Genomic DNA, 647 nt, shown 5'->3' with positions numbered 1-647 from the left:
GGCTGAGTGAGAGAGCGTTCACCGCCGCATTTTCGGTGTTCGCTACATCTTGACCGCACGAGGGTATACAATACCCGCAAATTTGAGCACTCAAGAGACTGGATGATGGAATTTAAGGTTGATACCCACACGCATACTTACGCGAGTGGTCATGCGTATAGTACGTTGATTGAAAACGCAAAGTCGGCAAAAGAGAACGGGTTAACCATGTTTTGCACGACGGACCATGCGGAGTCGATGCCGGGTGCGCCTCACTACTGGTTTTTCTCCAACCAAAAAATTCTGCCTCGTTTTCTTGAAGGTGTTGCCATCGTTCGCGGAGTGGAATCCAACATACTTAACATTGAAGGTGAAATTGATATTCCGCCAAGCGTCGATCGCAATTTGGATTGGGTTATTGCCAGTTTCCACGAGCCCGTTTTTCCACCTGCCAATAAAGAAGCACACACTGAAGCGCTGATAAATGTCATCAAAAGCGGTCGCGTTGATGCGTTAGGGCATTTGGGGAACCCGAACTTCGACTTCGATTTTGAACAAGTGCTGAGGTGCGCTAAAGAGCACAATGTAGCGATAGAAATCAATAACACCACGCTCAAAGGCAACAGCCGTGTTGGCAGTGTGGATCGTTGCCATGAAATTGCGCAAAT

At 47.9% G+C, this 647-nt stretch carries 1 protein-coding gene; it reads left to right on the top strand.

Annotated features, from left to right (window positions below; all coding sequences use genetic code 11):
* Positions 1–105: 105 nt before the first annotated feature.
* The coding region (locus R7Z77_RS26215; RefSeq protein ID WP_318137160.1) for a phosphatase at positions 106–647 on the top strand (542 nt) is incomplete at its 3' end.

This window comes from Vibrio sp. 1401, assembly GCF_033340295.1.
This window is presented reverse-complemented; position numbering and strand designations above follow the sequence as displayed.